Origin of the sequence: Neisseria sp. HMSC065D04 (assembly GCF_001815675.1) — a bacterium.
In the GTDB taxonomy this organism is placed as follows: domain Bacteria; phylum Pseudomonadota; class Gammaproteobacteria; order Burkholderiales; family Neisseriaceae; genus Neisseria.
Genome location: NZ_KV821487.1, coordinates 36,172 through 40,651, shown reverse-complemented (window position 1 = coordinate 40,651; position 4,480 = coordinate 36,172). Strand labels below are relative to the sequence as shown.

The 4,480-nt window shown below is 56.1% G+C and carries 3 protein-coding genes; 1 reads left to right on the top strand and 2 read right to left on the bottom strand.

Features of this window, described 5'->3' with window-relative positions:
* Positions 1–347: 347 nt before the first annotated feature.
* Positions 348–2,252, bottom strand: a complete 1,905-nt coding sequence (locus HMPREF3050_RS02380; RefSeq protein ID WP_070773310.1) for a bifunctional chorismate-binding protein/class IV aminotransferase — start codon at positions 2,250–2,252, stop codon at positions 348–350.
* A 166-nt stretch (positions 2,253–2,418) separates the two neighbouring features.
* Here HMPREF3050_RS02380 and ppk2 point away from each other — a divergent pair, with 166 nt between their 5' ends.
* A complete protein-coding gene (gene ppk2, locus HMPREF3050_RS02375; RefSeq protein ID WP_003766403.1) occupies positions 2,419–3,348 on the top strand; it encodes a polyphosphate kinase 2 in 930 nt (309 codons plus the stop codon).
* A gap of 124 nt (positions 3,349–3,472) precedes the next feature.
* Here the strand turns inward: ppk2 and HMPREF3050_RS02370 are convergent, their stop codons facing one another.
* Positions 3,473–4,441, bottom strand: coding sequence for a YheT family hydrolase (locus tag HMPREF3050_RS02370; protein ID WP_070773309.1), 969 nt, complete (start codon positions 4,439–4,441; stop codon positions 3,473–3,475).
* Positions 4,442–4,480 lie beyond the last annotated feature (39 nt).

Sequence of the window (4,480 nt, the reverse complement as noted above, 5' to 3'; positions counted from 1 at the left end):
GAGGGTGGCTCTACGGTTGGCACGAATTTGATTTGACCTAAACCCACAAAGCCCCCCCATCCTAACCTTCCCCTGCCGGACGGGGGAAGGGACAAGTTGCCGTGCAGCAACGAGTAGCGTGGGCTTCGCCCACGAGATGAAAGTCGAAATGAATACCCATTCGACTGTTGTCTGATTTTGATTGTCTGATAATGGATTTCGTGGGCACAGCCCACGCTACGGGTTGGATCTATCCCAAATTAATTGAATAAAACCTGTATTGATTGAATAAAAGGTCGTCTGAAAACCTTGAGATTTAGGTTTCAGACGACCTTGTTGCTTATTCACTTTATCCGTTGTTCAACCAATCAACTTTTTACCCACTCCGCCTCAAACATACCCCTCAAGGCGTTGGAGAGGCGGATTTCTTCGGCGTGTTCCAGCATGTTGCGGGTGATGTGCGTTTCGATGACTGCGTCCGTGCCCAAGTAGGTTTGCGGCTGCTGCAACACGGCTTGGCGCATGACGCCGTTGAGGATGTCCAAATCCAGAGACGGGGTGAGCCATTGCCCTTGGTATTTGACGAACACGTTGCTTCTGCCGCCTTCGAGCAGGAGGCCGTCTGAATTGAAAAACAGGCTGTCGAACGCGCCTTGTGTTTCGGCGGTTTGCCATGCTTGGTCGTACAGGGCGCGGCGGGTGGTTTTGAAGCGGCGCAGGTAGTCGCGGCGCGGGAGGGGTTGCGGGGCGGGGACGACGCGCTGCGGGGCGGGCAGCTCGGCGGTGGCGGCATGGCTGAGGATGAGGCCGTCTGAAACGAGTTCGGCTTTCAGGCGGAAGAGGCCGTCGGGCAAGTCGGTGATGTATTGTCGGATTCGGGTTTCGCAATCGTCGGGCAGGGGCAGGTTGAGGGCGTGGGCGGATGTTTTCAGACGGCCTAAATGCAGGTCGAGCAGGCGGCATTGCCTGTTTTCCACGCGCATGGTTTCGAAGATGCCGAAGGCGGGGCGCAATTCGTTGAGGAAACGGGCTTTCCAGCCGCATTCCCGATATTCGGCGGCGGGGTCGCTGTCGATGACGATGCCGGAACCGACGCCATACACTCCGTGATAGAGTGGATTAACTTTAAACCGGTACGGCGTTGCCCCGCCTTGCCGTACTATCTGTACTGTCTGCGGCTTCGTCGCCTTGTCCTGACTTAAATTTAATCCACTATCTAGGTTGTCTGAAATCGGGTCTGAAACGGGTCTGAGAGATAAGGTGCGGATGACGACGTTGAATATGCCTTCAAATCCCAGCCCGCCCGCGCAGGGTTTCAGGTAGCCGATGCTGCCGGTGTACAGGCCGCGGGGTTCGGCTTCGAGCGATTCGATAATCTGCATGCTCATGCGTTTGGGTGCGCCGGTGATACTGCCGCAGGGGAAGGCGGCGCGGAGGATGTCGGCGGCGCTAATGTGCGGCAGGGCTTGGGCTTGGATGGTGCTGGTCATCTGCCAGACGCTGCCGAAACGCGATACTTTAAACGGCTCGGGCACGCGTACTTTGCCGGTTTGGGCGATTTTGCCGAGGTCGTTGCGCAGCAAATCGACAATCATCACGTTTTCGGCGCGGTTTTTCGGGTCGTTTTGCAACTCGGCGGCGCGGCGTTCGTCTTGCCCGTCGCCCAAAATCGGCGCGGTGCCTTTCATTGGTTCGGTGCTGATGGTGCCGTCCGCATCGATTTTGAGGAAGAGTTCGGGCGAGAAACACAGCGTCCACGCGGATTTCCCTGCCGCATCGGGCAGGTGGGACAAGACGGCATAGGGAACGGGTTGGCGCAGGCGGCGATAGAGGCTGACGGGGTTGCCGTAGGCTTGCAGGTGCAGGCGGGTGGTGTAGTTGATTTGATAGGTGTCGCCGCGTCGGATGGCTTCGTGGATTTGGCGGATGCGGTCGAGGTAATCGGCTTCGGATACGGAGGATTGCGGCGTGGAAATACCGGCGGGGAGGTCGTCTGAATTTTGGGCAAGCCAGCTTTCGGCATCGATGTCGGCGCAGTCGGCAAACCAGTGCAGGGCAAGATTGCCGCCGCGTTCGGACGCTATCCCCATCAGCGGCAAACCGAATTCGTAGTCTGCAAACAACACCGAATGCAGCCCTTTTTGCCAGCCCTTTTGCAGCGTATCGTCCAGCGAATCCAGTTCGTTATGATGGAAAAGGCGGCTTTCCACATGATTTTGATAGAGTTTTGCGCGGCCGCTCACGGCATCGTCAAACAGAGCGAAATAGGGCATGGCTGTGGTGCAAATAGCCTGATTATACGCCGTTTTTACACAAATTAGCAGACCGCGCCGAAAAAAATGGCGCAGTGTAATTTTATGTAGTCCGCTGAGGGGCAAAGGAGTAGAATCAAACCATACCACACCATATCATTTCAAACTTAATCAATAAGGAGACCCTATGGCAGATCATCAGTTAGAACCGTTTGAAAACGTTGAATTGGGCGAAAAGCAAGACCAGTTGCAAGTTTTCGAAAAAGCCGTTTTGGAACACGAAGGACGCGGTACGGACGAAGATTCCGGCAGCGCACCGCTTCCCGCCAATTACCCCTACAAGCAACGTATGCGCCGTGCCGCATACGAAAAAGAAAAACAAAAGCTGCAAATCGAATTGCTGAAAGTGCAAAGCTGGGTCAAAGACTCTGGCCAACGCATCGTCAGCCTGTTTGAAGGCCGCGACGCCGCAGGCAAGGGCGGTACCATCAAACGCTTTATGGAACATTTGAATCCGCGCGGAGCGCGCGTCGTCGCACTGGAAAAACCGACCACCACCGAACGCGGCCAATGGTATTTCCAACGCTACATCCAAAACCTGCCGACCGCGGGCGAAATGGTCTTCTTCGACCGCTCATGGTACAACCGCGCCGGCGTAGAACGCGTGATGGGCTTCTGCGAACCCAACGAATACCTGCTCTTCATGCGCCAAACCCCTGAATTGGAACGTATGCTCGTCGCCAGTGGCATCCACCTCTTCAAATTCTGGTTCTCCGTATCCCGCGAAGAACAACTGCGCCGCTTCATTTCCCGCCGCGACGACCCCCTGAAACACTGGAAACTCTCCCCCGTGGACATCCAGTCGCTCGACCGCTGGGACGACTACACCGAAGCCAAAAACGCCATGTTCTTTCACACCCACACCGGCGACGCGCCTTGGGTCATCATCCGTTCCGACGACAAAAAACGCGCCCGTCTCAACTGTATCCGCTACTTCCTGCATCAGTTGGACTACCCGGGCAAAGATGTGAAAGCCATCGGCAAAGTGGACGAAAAAATCGTCCTCGTCCCCGATACGCGCTACAAAGAGAAAACCGTCGATATCGGTCACGACTGATTGAGCGGTCAGCCGTTTGAGCAGTAAAAAGGTCGTCTGAAAACCTGAAATATAGGTTTTCAGACGACCTTTTTTTGTTTCAACCAATTTATCCCAACGCAACGCCGACAGCCGTTCGGGAACGCTATTCAAATTGTGCGAAATAAGACAATACGGTTTGCGGCGGCCATTGCAGGTTCAGACGACCCCCGTCGCGGCTGACGAAGCCGACGTGTCCGCCGTGTTCGGGCTGCAAAAGCGTGACGGACGGAGACACTTCATCCGCGTTCGGCAGGGCTTCGGGCGGCAGGAAGGGGTCGTTGACGGCGTTGAGCAGCAGCAAGGGAACGGCTACCGTTTTGAGCCAAGGTTTGCACGAGGCGCGGCGGTAATAGTCGAAACGGTCGGCAAAGCCGTGCAGCGGCGCGGTAAACGTATCGTCGAAGTCGCCCAGCGTTTTGCATTTTTTCAACAGGGCGGCGACATCGCGGTCGGGATGGGCATTCTGCAAATCGGCAACGTCGCGGGCTTTGGGCAGCAACGAATTCAAAAAATAACGGGTATATAACAGGCGCGACATGCCTTTGTCGAAACGCGTACCCGCCAGCGTCGCATCGACCGGCGCGGAAACGGCGGCGGCGGCGCGGGGCAGCGCATTGCTGCCTTGTTCGCCCAAATATTTTGCCAAGGCATTGCCGCCGAGCGAAACGCCTGCCGCATAAATGACGGAATAACGAGCGGCAAGCGTGTCGAGCATAAAGGCGATTTCGGGCGTATCGCCCAAGTGGTAGAACACGGGCGCGGTATTGGGGATGCCGCCGCAACTGCGGAAATGGGCGACCACGCCGTTCCAGCCTTTGTCTTGTACCGCGCGCATCAGTTCGACCGCGTAATGGCTGCGGCTGCTGCCTTCCAAGCCGTGAAACAAAACCACCAGCGGCGCGTCGGGATTGGGGCTGTCGACAAAATCGTAGGCAACCTGTGCTTTGCCGGTACTGTCGGGCAGCAACTCGCGCCGGTAAGTGGGGGAGGGGCGTTGCAGGAATTTGGCAAAGATGGTGTCGGCATGACCGTTGCGCAGCCAAAACGGCGTATTGGGCGATAAATTATTCATAATCTGAAGATATAGTGGATTAAATTTAAATCAGGACAA

Coding starts and splice junctions, on each gene's coding strand:
- HMPREF3050_RS02380 (WP_070773310.1), bottom strand. CDS start 2,252: ATGCCCTATTTCGCTCTGTTTGACGATGCCGTGAGCGGCCGCGCAAAA.
- ppk2 (WP_003766403.1), top strand. CDS start 2,419: ATGGCAGATCATCAGTTAGAACCGTTTGAAAACGTTGAATTGGGCGAA.
- HMPREF3050_RS02370 (WP_070773309.1), bottom strand. CDS start 4,441: ATGAATAATTTATCGCCCAATACGCCGTTTTGGCTGCGCAACGGTCAT.